Source organism: Ralstonia pickettii, from assembly GCF_001699815.1.
Classification (GTDB): Bacteria; Pseudomonadota; Gammaproteobacteria; order Burkholderiales; family Burkholderiaceae; genus Ralstonia; species Ralstonia thomasii.
Window position 1 is genome coordinate 1 of record NZ_MCGB01000111.1, and the last position, 17,951, is coordinate 17,951.

The following is a 17,951-nucleotide window of genomic DNA, read 5'->3' on the forward strand; positions in this document are numbered from 1 at the left end:
CGTAGACGCCGTAGAACAGGAAGAGCGACGAGACGAAGGCGGGGAACAGGGCGTACATGGAAATCGGAAGTCGGCGCAGTGTCGCGCGCCAAATGCCGACCGGGATCGACGGTAACCCGGAAGGCTACCGGCAACCCCGTGTTCGTACACGCGTTCCGATATCACATTTTTTTCATTCTGGATTAAGCGAAACCCTGAAAACGGCGCCGTATCGCGGCACCCCTCGAATGGGTGTGACAAAAAGGATGAGAAGGGTGAAGGCGCCAAAGCCGCTCATGTGACTCAGGTGGCCTCGATGAGCATCGCGTCGATGGCAAATGAATGGTCGGGCGCCACGGCAAAGTACGCGCGCGCTTCGTCGGCTGCGCGGTCGAACAGGTCGCGGATGGCATCGGCCCGGACCTGCGGGGTGCGGATGCGGGCGATCCAGCTGTCGAAGGCCATCATCAGCTTCCAGGTGCGCGGTGTGCCAGGCTGGAAGCCGGCCTCCGCCAGCATGGCCTGCCATTCGGACACACGGTAGTCGCGCACGTGCGACGCATCGCGCAGCACCTCGGCGGTCTGCAGCAGCGTGTCGAGCAGCGGCACTTCCGGCGCGACGATATCCACGATGACGAGCTTGCCGCCGGGTTTGAGCACACGGCGCGCTTCAGACAGGCCCTTGCGCACGTCGTACCAATGATGGGCAGAAAAACGCGTGGCAACGATGTCGAACGCGGCATCGTCAAAGGGCAGGTTTTCAGCGCGGCCAGCTTGCGTGTGCAATTGCGCGAGGCCGCGGCGCGCGGCTTCGGCGGCCACCACGCCCAGCATGTCTTCCGACAGGTCATACGCCACCATGGCGGCCACGTGCGGCGCCATGGCAAAGCTCACGTGCCCGCCGCCGCTGCCCAGATCGAGCACCTTGGCGTGCGGCGCCGATTGCGCCAGCGCGGCCAGCGCGTCGAGATCGGCGCCCTGCGCGTGCACGGCGCTGGTCAGGTAGGCCTGGGCGACTTGGCCGAATTGCTGGTCGACGAGTCGATGCTGCTGCATGTCTGCTCCTTACGGCTTGTGGGGATGAGGAGCGGCCAGTGTAGGAGCGCGGCCCGCGCGGCGAAATTCGTGATTCGCGAAATGGGGTATCGCGCGAGCGCTTCGGGGTATCGCGCGTTCAGCCGAAGCGGAACAATTGCGCGGGCGTGTCGACCAGCACCTGCTTGCGGTCCGCTGCGCTGGGCAGGAGCACGCCGGCGAAGGCCCACATCTTGTCGTAGTCGATCTGCGATTCGAACTGCGTGTGCGGCCAGTCGCTGCCCCATACCAGGCGGTCCAGGCCGAGCGCATCTTTCAGGCGCGGCATGGCGGCCTGCGCGATGGCTTCGCCGCGTCCGTTGGCGCCATTCCGGTAGGCACCGGAAATCTTCACCCACACGCGGCGCGAGCGGCCGGCGGCGAGCAATGCGGCAAAGCCGGGGTCGTCCACGCCGAGTGCCGGGTCGGGACGGCCGAAATGATCGACCACCACGTTCACCTGCGCTTCCTGCAGCGGCTGCAGCAGCGCGGGCAGGCGGCGTGCCTCGACGTGCAGTTCCACATGCCAGCCCAGCGCATGCAGGCGTGCCAGCGAGGCTTGCCACACGGGCGATTTCAATTGCGGGTCTGCCGCACCGATCAGGTTCAGGCGGATGCCGACGATGCCCTCGGCGTTCATCTGCGCGAGCAGGGTTTCGGGCGCGGCCGGGTCGATGACGGCCACGCCGCGCAAGCGCTGCGGCGCCTGTTTGAGCGCGGCCAGCAGGTAGCTGTTGTCGACGCCCAGGAAGCTCGGCTGGACCAGCACACCGTGCGACACGCCATGCGCGTCGAGCTGCGCCAGGTAGGCCGGCAGCGGCGCGTCATACGTGGGCGCATAGCGGCGCGCATCGGCCAGCGGCAAGCCGCGCTCGAATACATGCGCATGCGTATCGATGGCAGTGATGCCCGCGGAAGTGCCGCGCGTGGCGTCGCTGTTGCCGGTGGCGGCGCAGCCGGCAAGGGCGGTGGAACCTAGCATGGCAAGCAATCCGGTGTTGAAGGCGCGGCGGGTGGGCATGGGGTCTCCTGGCGGCGACGGATCGAGTGCGTCGTCATGATGTTGTGATGGGTGTTCAGACCGTAACGGCAGCGAGGTCGCGGCCCTTCGTTTCGGGCAGCATCAGCACGGCCACTGCGACGATCGAATACGCGATGGCCGCGTCGATGCCGATGGCCGTGCCCAGCGACATCGAGGCGCTCATCTTGCCCACCAGCACCGGGAACGCGGCAGACACCACGCGGCCGAAGTTGTAGCAAAAGCCCACGCCCGTGCCGCGCACGCCCTGCGGATACAGCTCGTTGAACAACGCGCCCATGCTGGCCGGAATGCCCGCCGCAAAGAAGCCCAGCGGAAAGCCCAGCACCAGCATCGCGCCATCCGACAGCGGTACGAGCAGATACACCAGCACCGTCACCACGCAGCAGCACGAGAACAGCAGGATGTTGCCGCGACGGCCGAGCACGTCCAGCAGCCATGCACTGGCCACGCAGCCGCACCAGAAGGCGAAGATGATCACCGCCAGGTAGCCGCCCGTGCCGAGCACCGACAAGTGCCGCTCTGTCTTCAGATACGTCGGCAGCCACGTCATCAGCGCGTAGTAGCCGCCATGCGCGCCCACGCCCAGCAGGCCGCCGATCAGCGTCATGCGCAGCACCTGCGGGCGGAAGATGTCGAGCAGCGGAAAGCGAGAGATCGGCATCGCGTTGGCGTTCGCATCCGGCGTGGCCGCCGGCACGGGTTCCTGCACGCCACGGCGGATGTAGATGATGAGCAGCGCCGGCAGCAACCCCGCAGCGAACATCACGCGCCAGGCAAGATCGGGTTCAATGAAGGAATACGTGAGCGCATACAGCAGCACCGCCGCGCCCCAGCCCACGGCCCATGCGCTCTGCACGGTGCCCATGGCCTTGCCGCGGTGGCTGGCGCGAATGCTCTCGGCCATTAGCACGGCGCCCGCCGCCCATTCGCCGCCAAAGCCGAAACCCTGGATGGCCTTGAGCACCAGGAACTGCTCGAAATTCTGCGCGAAGGCCGAGGCGAATGTGGCCAGCGAGAACCACAGCACCGTGATCTGCAGCGTACGCACGCGGCCGAAGCGGTCGGTCAATGCGCCGGCAATCCAGCCGCCCAGGGCCGACGCCACCAGCGTGATGCCCGACACCAGCCCCGCCTCGGCCTTGCCGATGTGCCAGGCCGCGATGATGGTCGGGATGACGAGGCTGAACATCTGCACGTCCAGCGCGTCGAGCGCCCAGCCGCCAAAGCAGGCCCAGAACGTGCGCTTTTCCCCTTTCGAAATCTCTTTGAACCAGCCGAACATGCAGTCTCCTCCGGGTGACGTGAGCGATGCATGATTCACGCATTGCTCTAGTCATCTATATGAATAGAGGAATTCTAGAGTGAGCCAAGGGACGGTGCAGTCGGTGTTAACCCGTGCGGAGGGGTGCAGCAGCGATCAGGTATGCAGCAGGGCGACCGGCAAGTGCGCCAGCACCTGGCCCAACGCCAGGCGCGGGCTGTGCAGTGTCTGGCCGTCGAATGCGTTATGCAGGGGAAGATGCGAGAGCGTGGACGGCAAACAGACCGTGGTGTCCCGCCAAGCACCATCCGCGAACGTTGGTGCGGGGGCATGGCCCAGCAGTGCGGAGGCATGCAGCGGCACGATCACGATGATCGCGTTGGCGCCATGCACACGCGCAAACGCCAACACGTGCTGTGCGCCGCTGCCGGTCACGGCCAGCGGTTGGTAATCGCCGGATTCGAACACCGCTGGCAGCGCGGCACGCAGGGCCAGTGCACGTGCCAGTACGGCTTGCTTGATGCGGCCGTCGGTCCAATGCGCGAGCAGTGACGCGAGGCCATGGCCCGCATGCAAGTGCAATGCCCGCAATGCGCGGTGCCGAGCGGCGTAGTCGACGGGCCGGCGGTTGTCGGGATCAACGAGGCTGGTGTCCCAGAAATCGGCGCCCTGATAGAGGTCGGGCACGCCGGGCAGCGTGGTGCGCAGCAAGGTCTGCACGAGGCCGTTGATGGCCGCGGCGGGCGCCACGCTTTGCACGAAAGCGCAGAGCGAAGGCAGGAAGGTCGGGGCCGCTTCGCCTGTCAGCAGCGTGAAGACGAAATTGCGGCTGGCGGCTTCGTAGTCCGCATCGGGCGCGAACCAGTCAGTGCGCAGCTTGGCTTCGCGCTGCGCCTTTTCCTGCCACTGTGCGACGCGCTCGGCCAACTCGCGCACGGCATCGGCGTCATGCCAGTCGAGGTCCGCCGGCCAGATGCCCACCAGCGTTTGATACAGCATCCACTGCGCGGCGGGCGAGGGCGCGGGGCCGGCAGGCAGTTTTTGCACCCACGCAGCGTGTTCCGCACGCCATTGGTGTGCGGCGGCCAGCCACTGCGTCGGACGCTCAGACAGCACGGCCAATCGCGCGCGCACGTCTTCGCCGCGCTTGTGGTCGTGCGTGGCGGTGGTGAGCATCGCGTGAGGCCACGTGTGGGCGCGCGCTTGCATGGCGTGATGGAACGCGTTGGCGCTCATGGAAAACTCGCCCGGATTCGCGCCGACCTCGTTGCGCGACAGCAGCCGCCCGTATCGGTAGCACGCCGTGTCTTCCACCGCCTTGGCCGCCACCGGCGACGATAACTGCTGGCACCGCCGCAAGGCCAGTTGGCGCAGTTTGTCCTGCCCGGCCGGTTGCCCGCCCAGCCAAGCATCGAGCCAGCCGAGCACAGGCTGATCGACGCGCCGCAGGCAGGTCGCCGCCCGCGACATGGCGGTTTGCAGGATGGCCGAATCCTGTGCGTCGCGTTGTTGCGCATTCGCATAGGTGCGATACACCGGAAAGTGGACGATCACCTCGGCCAGTGCGCGGCGGATGGCGTGCCACGTCACGTCGTGGCTGCTGTGGTTCTGCTGCGCCACCGCGTGCAGCGCCGACGTGGCTGAATCGAGTTCCGCCGCAAAGTGCACATGCAGGATCTGGCGGCGTGCGGGCGCAGTCGTCGCGGAGAACGGCGCGTCAGCCACCGGTGCGCCGATCCACTCCAGCCAGCCCTGGGTGAGGGCGGTCTCGCCGTGCGCGTCGTGCAACAGTGCGCCCACCTGGTTCATGAAGTCGTAGCCGCTGGTGCCGTCGACGCCCCAGTCGGTGCGCATGGGTTCATCGCTGGCGAGGATCTTTTCGACGACGATCCACGGGTGGTTCGTGAGCCGGTCGGCGGGGCGTGCGGCATGCTCGTCTTGCAGACGGCGGCGTAGCTGGCGGCAGTAGGCGGCAGGATCGGCCAGGCCATCAACGTGGTCGATGCGCACGCCGTCAATCCAGCCCAGGCGATAGAGCCGGAACAGCAGCGCGTGCGTGGCTTCAAAGACTTCGGCGCGCTCCATGCGCAGGCCGGCCAGCGAGCCGATATCGAAGAAGCGGCGCCAGTTGATCTCATCATTGGCGGTGCACCAATGGGCAAGGCGCCAGTGCTGGCGCGCCATCAGCGCATCGAGTTGATCGGGTTGCGCATTGAGCGTGCGCACGGCTTCTGCGATGTGTGCGGCGCCGGCTTCCGTGGTGGCGAGGTTGCGCAGCGCGTCGCGTGCTTCGTCGGCACGTTCGCGGCGCGTGCGCAGTGAGCGGATCGTGCCGAGCGCGGCAAAGCGGTCGGCCACCGCGTGGGTGGCGGTGTCAGCGTTGCCCGCGCGAAGCAACGCGGCATAGTCGGCCAGCGCAATCGGGAACCGGTGATCGTAGTACGCAATCGCCAGGCGCGCAGCCGTGTCGTCGTAGGTCAGCTGCAGTCGGCCGCCGGCCAGCGCGTCGGCGTAGTTTTCGCCAAGGAAGGGCGCGAGCACCTTGTTGCGCAGGGCCGGGTTGGGCGGTTGCCAGTCGATATCGAAGAAGTTGGCGTAGGTGCTCTCGGGGCCGGATTCGAGCACGTCCAACCACCACGTGTTGTGCGCGCCCCCCACGCCCATGTGGTTTGGCACGATATCGACGACGAGCCCCATGCCGCGCGCATGCAGCGCATCCACCAACTGTTCGAGCGCGCGTTCGCCGCCCAGCTCGGGGTTCACGTGTGTGGGGTCGACGACGTCATAGCCATGCGTGGAGCCCGGTTGCGCCGTGGTGATGGGCGACGTGTAGAGGTGCGAGATGCCGAGCGCGGCGAAGTCATCCAGCAACGCGCGCGCATGGTCGAACGTAAAGTCGCGGTGCAGTTGCAGCCGCACCGTGGCGCGCGGCACACGTTGGAGGGTGACGGGTGCGGGGGGTGTGGTCAGTTCGCTCATGACATGCTGTTGCGCGCGTTGGCCAGCGCTGACAGGCGCGCCAGCACCGTGGGTGCCTCGATCAGCGTGCCGGCCGGCCCTGGCAGACGACGTCGCCAGTTCGGGTGTGTGTCGATCGTGCTCGGCAGGTTGGGCTGCTCGACAAGGCCGAGCAAGTCCTCCAGCGGCACCAGCGCAAGCGGCGTATTGGCCGCGCCCGTAAACACGGTGGCTGCCGTGGCAAAGTCCTGCGCGCTGGCTTGCAAGATGACTTCAGCTTGCGCCGCGGTGGCCACGCGCGTCTGTTCCAGCGCCGCCTGCAGCGACGCCACGCCGATCATCGGCACGCCGCCATCGGCCAGCACCAGCCGGTTGTGCTCTGCAAAGGCGGCAACCAGTGCGGCGCGATCGTCCATGCGGCGCGCGTGCGCCTCGCTCTCGCTCATGCCGGCCGGCAGCAGGCCGAGCTGGGCTTGCCAGCGCAGATCGTTGCCGATCCACCAGCCGACGAGCGTGGGCAGGTCGTGCGTGCTGGTCATCGCGACGGAGGCTGGCGCCCACGTGCGCGGCGCCTTGAAGGGCGCATCGTCGCGCGTGTATTCGCGCTCGAACCAGAGGATGCGCATGCCGAGCAGGCCGTCGTCGGCGAGCTTGTCGCGCAGGCCAGCAGGCACGGTGCCCAGGTCTTCGCCAATGACGATGCATCGGTTGCGCCACGATTCCAGCGCCACCAGCCGCAGCAGATCCTGCATCGGGTAGCGCAGGTACACGCCGTCGAGCGGCCGCGCGCCATCGGGAATCACCCACAGCCGCATGAGCCCGAGCACGTGGTCGATGCGCACACCGCCGGGCACGGCCATCACCGCGCGCAGCATCTCGATAAAGGCCGAAAAGCCTTGCGTGCGCATGGCACGCGGGCTGAAGGTGGTCAGGCCCCAGCCCTGGCCCTGTGCGTTGAACACATCGGGCGGCGCACCCACCGTCACGCCGATCAGCAAGTCGCGTTGCCGGGCCCACGCGTGGCTGCCTGCGCTGTCGGTGCCAACAGCCAGGTCGGCGACGAGGCCGATGGCCATGCCGGCGCCCTCCGCGGTGCGCTGCGCGATGGCCCACTGGCGTGCCGCCGCCCATTGCAGGAAGAGGTGGAAGTTCACCGCATCTTCATGCTCACGCGCGAAGGCCTGAACGCCCAGGTAGCTCGGATCTTGATACTGCGCGGGCCACTGCTTCCAATGCGCGGGCCCAAGGTGCGCATTCAGCGCTTCAAAGTGCGCATGGTCGCGCAGGCTGGCGCCGCCATTGATGCAGTACGCGCGAAAATCGTCCAGCAGCGTCTGGCCGATGGTGTCTCCGAGCGGTGCTTGCAGCAGGCGCCGATGCAGCGCGCGCAGCACCGTCATGCGGGCGTTGCCGCTGGCCGGCCAGTCGATGAGCGGTGCGGCTTCCAGCCGGGCATAGTCCGCGACGAGGTTGCAGTCGACCACGGCTTGCCGTACGGTTTCGTTCCCAAAGAGCGCGGCCGGGTCGATCATCCACGCGTTCAGGAACAGGCGGCTCGATGGCGAGTACGGCGAATACCGACGCGGGTCGGCCGTGAACATGGCGTGCACAGGGCTCAGTGCCAACGCATCCGCGCCGCGCTGCGAGAGATGCCGCGCCAGCGTGCCCGCGGCGGTGTAGTCGCCCAGGCCTGCGCTGCTGGCCGCGCGTTCCGCATCGCATCGCAAGCCATAGAGCTGTGCGGAGGCGCCCCACAGGCGTGAGTCGGTGGGGCGATCGTGCTGGCGTAGCGCATCGGCCACACCATAGCAACGCGCAGGAGCAATGGCGAGCGTGGCTTCGATCACGGTGCCCGGCCCGGCGTCGATGGTCAGGCGGTGGTAGCCAACGGCCTGTACCGCTGCCAGGCGCAGCGTTGCATGGTGCTCGCTTGCGCTGACGCTGATCCTGCCCTCGGTGCTGCCGTCGGACTCGAAATCAACACGATAGGGTTGTCCGTCCAGCAACGCGGCTTGGGGCGCAGACGTCTGCAGCACGATCGGTTGCCCGACCACGCCGGTCACGAGCGGCGGTATGGCCACCGCTTCGGCTTCCGCGCGCAGGCGCGCCTGGCTTTCCGACACCTGGGCCGGGGTGCCGGCCGGCAGGCCGAGCGTGAAGAGCACGGCGCGCAGCACCTCGTCGGCCACGCGCATGGGCCGGCTGGCAGCATCTTCCCAGTCGACCAGCAGCCCGGCATCGGTGGCCAGTTGCTGGAGCGGCGTGCGCGGCGTGCCGGATAGGTTGGTCGTGCGATCCATGGTGTGCGGGTGCGTTGGCGCATTGCGGTTGTCAGACGTCAGCCGGGTGATGGCGTGTGCAGCAATGCCACGCACGCGCGCTCCGGCAGGCGATGCGTGATGAGCGCGGCGGCGGCGCCCTCGCGCGATTCGTGCAGCAGATCGGCTGGGCTGCCCGCCAGCACCGTGGGCACCGCCACGGGTTGATCGGCCAGATTGAGCATCAGCGTGAGCACGCTGCCATCGCCCATGCGCCAGCGGGCAATGGCCCCGGCGTGGCCCAGCGCCACCGCATCGAGCGCGCGCGCATGGGGCAGGCGCGGGATGATCTCTGCGTGACGCAGTGCCAGCAGGCGGTGCATGCGGTTCAGTGTGTTGAGCTGTGCGGGTTCGGCCAGGTTCGCCTCGCCGGGGCAGGAGGCGAGGTAGGTCAGCTCTTCGTTGGGATCGGGAATGCGCTCGCGCTGGTGCGGATCGGCAAACGCCTCGAACTTGGCAAACTCCCTGCGGCGGCCCTCCCGCACGGCTTCGGCCAGCATGCCGTGATGGCTGGTGAAGTATTGGAACGGGCAGGTGCTGCCCCATTCCTCACCCATGAACAGCATTGGAATCTGCGGGCTCAGCAGCAACAGCACTTGCGCGGCGTGCAGCGCATCGGGGTGGGCAAGCTGCGTCAGCCGTTCGCCAAAGGCACGATTGCCGATCTGGTCGTGGTTCTGCAGGAAAAGCACGAACGCGGTGGGCGGCAAGTGCGCGCTTGGTTCACCGCGCGGCGCGTTGTCATGGATGGGTGACGGCTCACCCTGGTAGCAGAAGCCGTCTTGCAGCACGCGCGCCAGGCGCTGCGCGGGCGCATCGGCATAGGCTGCGTAATAGGCTTCGCGCTCGCCGGTGAGAAGCACATGCAGCACGTTGTGGCCGTCGTCGTTCCACTGCGCATCGAAGTCGCCATGGGTGTTGCCATCGCGCAGCAGCGATGCGGCGTTGTGCTCGTTCTCCAGCACCAGATGCACATGCCGGCCAGGCTCGGCCGACAGTCGCACGCGGGCGGCGAGTTCGCCCAGCCAGTCGCGCTCGGTGATGGCGTGCACGGCGTCGAGCCGCAGGCCGTCAAAGCGATATTCCATCAGCCACATCAACGCGTTCTGGATGAAGAACTCGCGCACCTGCGGCTTGCGGAAATCGATGGCGGCGCCCCAGGGCGTATGCACATCGTCGCGGAAGAAGCTGCGCGCGTAGTGGTGCAGGTAGTTTCCATCCGGCCCGAAGTGGTTGTAGACCACATCGAGAAACACCATCATGCCGAGCCCGTGCGCGGTGTCGATCAATGCCTTGAGGTCGTCCGGCGTGCCATAGCTGGCGTCGGGCGCAAAGGGCAGCACGCCGTCATAGCCCCAGTTGCGCGCGCCCGGAAATTCCGCCACCGGCATCAACTCGATGGCCGTGATGCCCAGCCGCGCCAGTTCCGGCAGCCGCCCCCGCACACCCTTGAAACCGCCCAGCGCGCCGACGTGCAGTTCGTACAGCACCGTCTCGTGCCAGGGCCGCCCTTGCCAGTCGGCGTGCTGCCAGCGGTAACGCTGCGGATCAACGACAAGGCTTGGGCCAGGTATGTCCTGCCACTGTGCGCGTGCGGCGGGGTCGGGCACTGACAGCGTCACGCCGTCTCGATTGGTGAGGCGGTACCGATAGCACGTGCCGGAGCCCACGGGTGCCACCGCTGCGTACCAACCGTCGGGTTCGGCGTCCATACGAATGGACTCGTTGCCGCGCGTGTCGTCGATGTCGATCCAGGCCGCGGTCGCGTCGGGCGCCCACAACCGGAAGCGGGTGTTGCCGTCAGCCAGGACGGTGGCGCCGAACGGCATGTCGTGCGCAAACCGGGGGGCGGGTGCGGTCATCGCGTGGCGTCTCCATTGGCATCGCTGGCTGCTTGGCCGGCGGTTGGGGCGGTGCGCTCGTCGTCAGACGCCGGTTGTTCTGGGGTGGCGTTCTGCAGTGCGTTCTGCGCTGCGTTGTGCGCGTCGGGAACGTGCCCGAGGGTTTCGCCGCTGGCGTCTGCATCGGGCTGCCCGGCAATCTGGGCGATCGTGGCGAGCTGCGTGGCGAGCAGCAGCACAACGCTGCGCCCTGCCACGTTGAGGGTACCGCCGCTGTGTGGTCGAGCGTCTTGCTCGGGCGCTGCGCTGTCGATGGCGAGTAGCCAGTCCATGGCCGGCTCGGGCAGCGTGAACGTCAGGTCTGTCGCCGCACCGTTGATGAGCAACAACGCCACGTGCGGGCGCGCCTCTGCGTCGATGGTCTCGACGCAGGCGCGGCGCAGCGCCAACGCCCGCGCCTCGCTGTCGTTCCACGCGTCGGGTGAGAGCGTCTGGCCGCGCTCGTCAAACCAGGCGATGTCCGGCACGCCCGGCAGGATCTCGGTGTTGCCGTGCACGTAATGCGGCCAGCGCAGCGCCGGGCTTGCCTTGCGCAGCGCGATCAGCCGCGCCGTATAGCGGGCGAGCGCCTGCCCGGGGTCTTTCTGCAGCAGCGACCAATCGAGCCATGAAAGGGCGTTGTCCTGGCAATAGGCGTTGTTGTTGCCGTCTTGCGTGCGGCCGAATTCATCGCCTGCCAACAGCATCGGCGTGCCGTTGGAGAAGAACACCGTGGCCAGCAGTGCGCGCGTCACGCGTTCTCGCAGGGCTTGGATGGCAGGGTCCTGGGTGGGGCCTTCGGTGCCCCAGTTGGCGCTGCAGTTGTCATTGTGGCCGTCGCGGTTGTCTTCGCCATTGGCATCGTTGTGCTTGTCGGCGTAGCTCACGAGGTCGTGCAACGTGAAGCCGTCGTGCGAGGCCACGTAATTGATCGACGCCCACGGCCGGCGATGGCGGCGGTCGAACATGTCGCCACTGCCGGTCAGGCGCGCGGCGAGGTCCGGGCGCTGGCCCGAATCGCCACGCCAGAAGCGGCGGATGCCATCGCGAAAGCGGTCGTTCCACTCGGCAAAGCCAGGCGGGTGGTTGCCGACCTGGTAGCCGTCAGGGCCGACGTCCCAAGGTTCGGAGATCAGCTTGACGGTGGAGAGCACCGGGTCCTGGCGTATGGCATCGAAGAAGCCCGAGCCCGGATCGAAGCCGTTGCCCTCGCGCCCGAGCGTGACGCCCAGGTCAAAGCGGAAGCCATCCACATGGAATGCGTTGACCCAGTAGCGCAGCGAATCCATCACCATCTGCAGCACGCGCGGATGCGACAGGTTCAGCGTGTTACCGCAGCCCGTGTCGTTGATGTAGTAGCGTTCCTGGCCCGGCACGAGGCGGTAGTAGCTCGCGTTGTCCAGCCCCCGGAACGAAAGCGTCGGCCCCAACTCGCTGCCCTCGCACGTGTGGTTGTAGACGACGTCGAGCAACACCTCGATGCCGGCTGCATGCAGCCGCCGGATCGCCACCTTCAGCTCATGCAGCGAAGGCGCCGACAGGTACGACGGCTCTGGCGCAAAGAAGCACAGCGTGTTGTAGCCCCAGTAGTTGCGCAGGCCGCGCTCCACCAGAAACTGGTCCTGCAGGAAGGCGTGAATGGGCAACAGTTCGATGGCGGTGATGCCCAGCCGCTGCAGGCGCTCGATAAAGACGCTGTCGCCCAGCGCGCTGAAGGTGCCGCGCTCGGGCGGCAGCAGGTCTTCGCGCAGCATCGACATCCCGCGCACATGTCCTTCATAGATGACCGTGCGCGACCATGGTGTGTTCGGGCGGATATCGTTGCCCCAGTTGAACGACTCATCGGTGACCACGGCCTTGGGCATGGCCGGTGCACTGTCGCGCCGGTCGAATGAAAGGTCACCACGGTTGGAGTTCAGCCGATAGCCGAACAGCGCATCGGACCAGCGCAGCGCGCCTACCAGCCGGCGGGCGTAGGGGTCGAGCAGCAGCTTGTGGGGGTTGAAGCGATGGCCGTGCTGCGGCTCCCACGGGCCGTAGGCGCGGTAACCGTAGACGAGGCCGGCTTCCACCCCGGGCAGGTAGCCGTGCCAGACCTCATCGGTGCATTCAGGCAGGGCGAAGCGGGTCAGTTCCTTGCGGCCAGCGGGGTCGAAGATGCAGAGCTCGATCTTGCTGGCGTTGGCGGAGAAGACGGCGAAGTTGATGCCCAGGCCGTCCCATTGAGCGCCTAGGGGGAAGGGTTTGCCGGGGGAGAGGGTTTTGGGGAAGCGGAGCATTAGAGGTTGTTTCGTTGTGCGTCTTTTTGGCTTGGTGGTGCATCCCTGTTTCGTACCCTGCCGGGCCCGACTCACTTTCTTTGTCTTGCCAAAGAAGGTCAGCAAAGAAAGGCGCGCCCGAGATGGCGACCCATCCCTTGAATTTCGTAATCGGGCGGAGACGGGGAAAACTCGCTTCGCTCAGACAGTTCCCCGTCTTGTTTCCGCCCGCTTACAAAAATTCAAGGCGCCATCAAGGGCAGGAACGTCAACGGCCGAACCGTTGGTATGCGTGCCCGAGTGGCACTTGCTTGTTGCTGTGTTGCTCGCTTTGCTTCGCGTTGTGCTGCTGGTGCCTACTGCACTTGTGGTCGATGGTTTGGCCCTTGGAGCCCTAGATGGCGCCTGGAATTTCTGTTGCAGAGAGGAAAGAGGAAGGGAAACTGTCTGAGCGAAGCGAGTTTTTCCCTTCCCCTCTCTGCGACATAAATTCAAGGAGTCTTTCGCCATCTCGGGCGCGCCTTTCTTTGCTGACCTTCTTTGGCAAGACAAAGAAAGTGAGTCAGCCCCGGCAGGGGATGAAACAAGGGATGCACCACCAGCAAGAAACTCAAACCTTCAAAACCACAACCCCCAACGGCGGCAGCCTTAACACCAACGACTGCTCCTGCCCATGCGCCGCCACGTGGTCCACATCCACCGCCCCACCGTTCCCGAAATCGCTGCCGCCATACACGGCAGCATCCGTGTTCAGCACCTCCCGCCACTGCGTGGCCCCGTCCGCCGGCGGCACGCCAATGCGATACCCCTCCCGCGGCACCGGCGTCATATTCGCCACCACGAGCATCGGCCGCCCTTCGCCGTCGAGCCGCAGGAACGCAAACACGCTGTTGGTGCGGTCGTCGCCAATCACCCAGTTGAACCCTTCGGGCGCGGTGTCTCGCGCATGCAATGACGGTTCGTTCCGGTACAGCGCATTGAGGTCATGCACCAGCCGCTGCACGCCACGGTGCCGCGGGTCATCCAGCAGATGCCACTCGGGTGATGCGTCGTGATTCCATTCGCCCACTTGCCCAAACTCGCAGCCCATGAACAGCAGCTTCTTGCCCGGATGCGTCCACATGAATGCGAGGTAGGCACGCAGGTTCGCCAGCCGTTGCCACTCATCGCCGGGCATCTTGCCCAGCAGCGAGCCCTTGCCGTGAACCACCTCGTCGTGCGAGATCGGCAGGATGAAGTGTTCGGAGAACGCGTACACCAGCCCGAACGTCATGCCGTCGTGATGGTGCTGCCGGTACACGGGGTCGCGCTGCATGTAATGCAGCGTGTCGTGCATCCAACCCATGTTCCACTTGTAGTCGAAGCCCAGGCCGTTGAATTCCACGGGCGCGGTCACGCCCGGCCAGGCGGTCGACTCTTCGGCGATGGTGATGGCGCCGGGGCAGCGTTCGTGCACGACCGTGTTCATCTTCTGGATGAACGCCACGGCCTCGAGGTTTTCGCGGCCGCCGTAGCGGTTGGGGACCCATTCGCCGGCGCGGCGCGAGTAGTCGCGATACAGCATCGACGCCACGGCATCCACGCGCAGGCCGTCAATGTGGAACCGCTCCAGCCATTCCAGCCCGCTCGCGATGAGGAATCCGCGCACTTCGTTGCGGCCGAAGTTGTAGATGAGCGTGTTCCAGTCCTGATGGAAGCCTTCGCGCGGGTCCTGGTGTTCATACAGCGCGGTGCCGTCAAACTGCGCCAGCCCGTGCGCGTCGGTCGGGAAGTGCGCGGGCACCCAGTCGACGATGACGCCCAGGCCAGCCTGATGGCAGCGGTCGACAAAGCGCGCAAACGCCTCGGGCGCCCCAAAGCGCGCAGACGGTGCGAACAGCCCCAGCGGCTGATAGCCCCAACTGCCGCCAAACGGGTGTTCCGCCACCGGCAGCAGTTCAATGTGCGTGAAGCCGAGCGCCGTGACGTAGGGGATCAGCCGGTCGGCCAGCTCATCCCATTGCAGGTTGCGGCCGCCGTCTTCCAGATCGCGCAGCCAGGAGCCGGCATGCACTTCATAGATGCTGATGGGCGCGTCGGGCTTCTGGCGTTCGGCGCGCGTTTGCATCCACGCGTCGTCGTTCCAGCGCAGCGGCGCCGGGTCGGCCACGACGGAGGCGGTGGCGGGCGGCGGTTCGGTCTGGCGGGCGGCGGGGTCGGCCTTGACCATCAGCCGGCCGTCGGCGCCGATCAGTTCGAACTTGTAGCGCGCGCCGGGGCCAACGCCCAAGCCGCTCGGCAAAAACAGTTCCCACACGCCGGCCTGATGGCGCAGGCGCATGGGGTGGCGACGGCCGTCCCACTGGTTGAACTCGCCCACCACCGACACGCGCTGCGCGTTCGGCGCCCACACCGCAAAGCGCACGCCGCTGATGCCGTCGATGCGCATCGCCTGCGCGCCCAGGCAGCTTGCCAGCGCCCAATGCGTGCCCTCGTTGAGCAGATGCATGTCCAGATCGCCGAGCAGCAGCCCGAAGGCGTATGGGTCTTCGGTTTCCTGCACGGCTTCATGGCCGGTGCCCGCAGGCCAGATGACGCGCAGGCGATACAGCTCCGGGTGGCCATACACATCCTGTGCATCGGCGCGCAGGGGTCCGTGGAACAGTCCCGTCCGGCCCACCGGCGTCATCTCCGTGATGATCTGGCCGCGCGAGTCGATGGCCTGCACACGGCGCGCGCCCGGGTAGAAAGCGCGCACGACCCAGCGCGGGCCATCTTCAGTGTCGAGGCGATGCGGCCCCAGCACTGCAAACGGGTCACCCAGGCGGCCATGCGTCAGCGCATCGACCTGCATCTGGTCGAGGCCGGGCGGCAGCACGACCGGTGCTTCGGGTTCGGCAGCGGTTTTGGTTGGGGTGGCAAAGTCGAGCGCGGTCACGGTGGGCCTCCCGTCGGGTCTTCTGCAGCGGGTGATGGTGGCTCTGCATGCAGCAGGCGGCGTGCCACGCGTGTGAAGCCTTCCAGCGGAATCGGCAGCCAGGTCGGGCGGTTGGACGCTTCGTAGTTGACTTCGTATGCGGCCTTTTCCAGCAGGAAAAGATCGAGCAGGTGAAAGTCGACCACGGGCTGATCCAGCGCGTTCAGATCGGGCCCGCGAATGGCAGCGGCATACGCCTCCAGGAAGCGTTCGGTGGACGCAGCGCGGAACCGCTCCAGCAGGACGTTGCGGCGCTCCTGCGCGGGCCCGGCCACATGATCGGGGCCCTGACGCATGGCGCCCACCACGTAGTCGAGCGAGCGCATCAGCCCCGCCACGTCGCGCAGCGGGCTGGTCTTGCGCCGGCGTTCTTCCACGGGGCGGGAGGGCTCGCCTTCAAAGTCGATCAGGAAGGCATCGCCCTGCGCCACCAGCACCTGGCCGAGGTGAAAATCGCCATGGATGCGCGAGAGCGTTGCGCCCAGGCCGTTTTCGGCATGCGCGCGGGCGGCGTCGAGCAGCGCCTGGTGTTGCGACAGCAGCCATTGCACGTCGGGTTGCCGTGCGCTGTCGGGATTTTGCCGTTGCCATGCCGTCAGGTTGTCATGCGCGCGGGTCAGCTGCTCGCTCACGCGGGCGATCCAGTAGGTGGCATCGTCGGCATCTGCAATGCGCGCGCCGAAGTTCGGGTCTTCGGTGGGCGCCGCCAGCGCGGCATGCAATTCGCCCAGCCGCGTGCCGATCACGCCGATGAAGTTGACGTAGCCGGCCAACGCCTCGTCGGTATCCACGCGCGCTTCCGAGACCGCCACCGGAGACGATTCACCATCGCCCGTGGTCACGCCTTCCATCTGCACGGCCAGTTCGTCGATGGTGCGTCGCAGGTAGTCCAGTGCCCACGTCCAGGCATCGCCCTGGTTGGGAACGAAGCTCTGCATGACGGCCAGCGTGGCGCGTTCGCCGTCGGCAGCGTGGTGAGAGACTTCGCCGATGAGTGCCGCCGTGTTGGCGTAGCCCACGCGCGTGAGGTGTCGCGTCATCTCCACCTCGGGGTGGATGCCCGTTGCGATACGGCGGATCAGCTTGACGATAACGGACTCGCCAATCACCAGCGAGCTGTTCGATTGCTCGGCCGCCAGCCACTGGATGGGCGTGTCGGGTGCCAGCGGCAGCGGCGCAGGCCGTGTGCTGCCGGCTTCAGGCGCCCCGGCAGGTTCGGCCAGCTCTGCGATGTTCGGTTCAGGCTCGAAATGCACGGTGCCGTCATTGGCTTCCAGCGTGGTGCCGCGCACGAGGTTGGTGAGCAGCGCCCGGGCGAAGGTCTCGGTGGTGAAGGCGTCAGTCAGGTAGCCGACATGGCGGCCGCGCCGCACGCGCGCCAGGGCGAGCTGAATGGGCAGAGCCGGCAGCGTGGCCGATTCCCATGCGATGGAAAGCGGCAGCAGGTAGCGCTCGACGCGCTCGGTGCCGTCGGGGCTGCCCAGCGTGACGGCCACTTCGTTGAGGAACACCTCGGGCCGCGTTGCCCCGGCCAGCGGGCGGTTGGTGGATGCGGCATCCACCGGCACGGGGGCGCCCCAGGCAAACTTTGCGCTACGCAGCACACTGTCCTTGGCGGCAAACCAGCGGCGCTTGGGCAGATAGGTTGGCAGGATTTCGCGTTCGATCAACTGGCGGTGTGCCTCGCGCTGTCGCGTATCGGCCAGGGCATCCAGCCCTGCGCGCAGCACCAGCGTCGTGAACTCGGGCAATTGCTCGGCAGCCGGTTGCGACCAGGTCGGGCCAGGCTCGTTCTCGCGCAGCTCCAGCCAATAGAAGGCGTAGGGCGGCAGCGTGAGCAGATACGACAACTGGCCGATGGGCGGAAACGCCGTCCCGCCAATCAGCTCCACCGGCACCCGCTGCGCAAAGGTGGACAAATCCAGCTCCACAGCCTGCGAGGCGCGGGAGAGGTTCGCCACGCACAGGATCGGCGCTTCGCCTTCGAGCGCGCGGATATACGCCAGCACCTTGCGGTTGGACGGCTGCAGAAACTGGATGGAACCCCGGCCGAACACGCGATGCCGCTTGCGCGTGGCAAGCAGCCGGCGCGTCCAGTTCAGCAGCGAATGCGCGTCGCGGCTCTGCGCTTCCACGTTCACCGATTCATAGCCGTACAGCGAGCCCATGATGGCCGGCAGCACGAGCTGTTCGGGGTCGGCGCGCGAGAAGCCGCCGTTGCGGTC

At 66.8% G+C, this 17,951-nt stretch carries 9 protein-coding genes; all 9 read right to left on the reverse strand.

The genetic code is table 11. From position 1 onward, the window contains the following. Positions 1 to 282: 282 nt before the first annotated feature. Positions 283 to 1,035: a class I SAM-dependent methyltransferase gene (locus tag BEK68_RS23765; protein ID WP_012430065.1), complete on the reverse strand. Its 753-nt coding sequence runs from the start codon at positions 1,033 to 1,035 to the stop codon at positions 283 to 285. 118 nt (positions 1,036 to 1,153) lie between these two features. Continuing rightward, entirely contained in the window at positions 1,154 to 2,074 is a 921-nt protein-coding gene (locus BEK68_RS23770; protein ID WP_012430066.1) for an amidohydrolase family protein, read from the reverse strand. Positions 2,075 to 2,129: 55 nt separating this feature from the next. Next, positions 2,130 to 3,377 carry an MFS transporter gene (locus BEK68_RS23775; protein ID WP_012430067.1) on the reverse strand — a complete coding sequence of 416 codons (1,248 nt, stop codon included), beginning with the start codon at positions 3,375 to 3,377 and terminating at the stop codon, positions 2,130 to 2,132. A 135-nt stretch (positions 3,378 to 3,512) separates the two neighbouring features. After that, a complete protein-coding gene (gene treY / locus BEK68_RS23780; protein ID WP_012430068.1) occupies positions 3,513 to 6,335 on the reverse strand; it encodes a malto-oligosyltrehalose synthase in 2,823 nt (940 codons plus the stop codon). Beyond that, the gene (gene malQ / locus BEK68_RS23785) at positions 6,332 to 8,614 is read right to left on the reverse strand and encodes a 4-alpha-glucanotransferase (RefSeq protein ID WP_012430069.1); all 2,283 of its coding nucleotides are present in this window, start codon (positions 8,612 to 8,614) and stop codon (positions 6,332 to 6,334) included. Before malQ ends, treY begins: the two co-directional genes overlap by 4 nt. 38 nt (positions 8,615 to 8,652) lie before the next feature. Further along, complete coding sequence (gene treZ / locus BEK68_RS23790; protein ID WP_012430070.1) at positions 8,653 to 10,494, reverse strand: malto-oligosyltrehalose trehalohydrolase; 1,842 nt, start codon at positions 10,492 to 10,494, stop codon at positions 8,653 to 8,655. Beyond that, complete coding sequence (gene glgX, locus BEK68_RS23795; RefSeq protein WP_012430071.1) at positions 10,491 to 12,791, reverse strand: glycogen debranching protein GlgX; 2,301 nt, start codon at positions 12,789 to 12,791, stop codon at positions 10,491 to 10,493. The genes treZ and glgX overlap by 4 nt, the downstream gene beginning before the upstream one ends. A gap of 589 nt (positions 12,792 to 13,380) precedes the next feature. Then, positions 13,381 to 15,687, reverse strand: coding sequence for a 1,4-alpha-glucan branching protein GlgB (gene glgB, locus BEK68_RS23800; protein WP_012430072.1), 2,307 nt, complete (start codon positions 15,685 to 15,687; stop codon positions 13,381 to 13,383). Continuing rightward, on the reverse strand, positions 15,684 to 17,951 hold a 2,268-nt coding region (locus BEK68_RS23805), incomplete at its 5' end, for a putative maltokinase (protein WP_170816406.1). The genes glgB and BEK68_RS23805, both read right to left, overlap by 4 nt.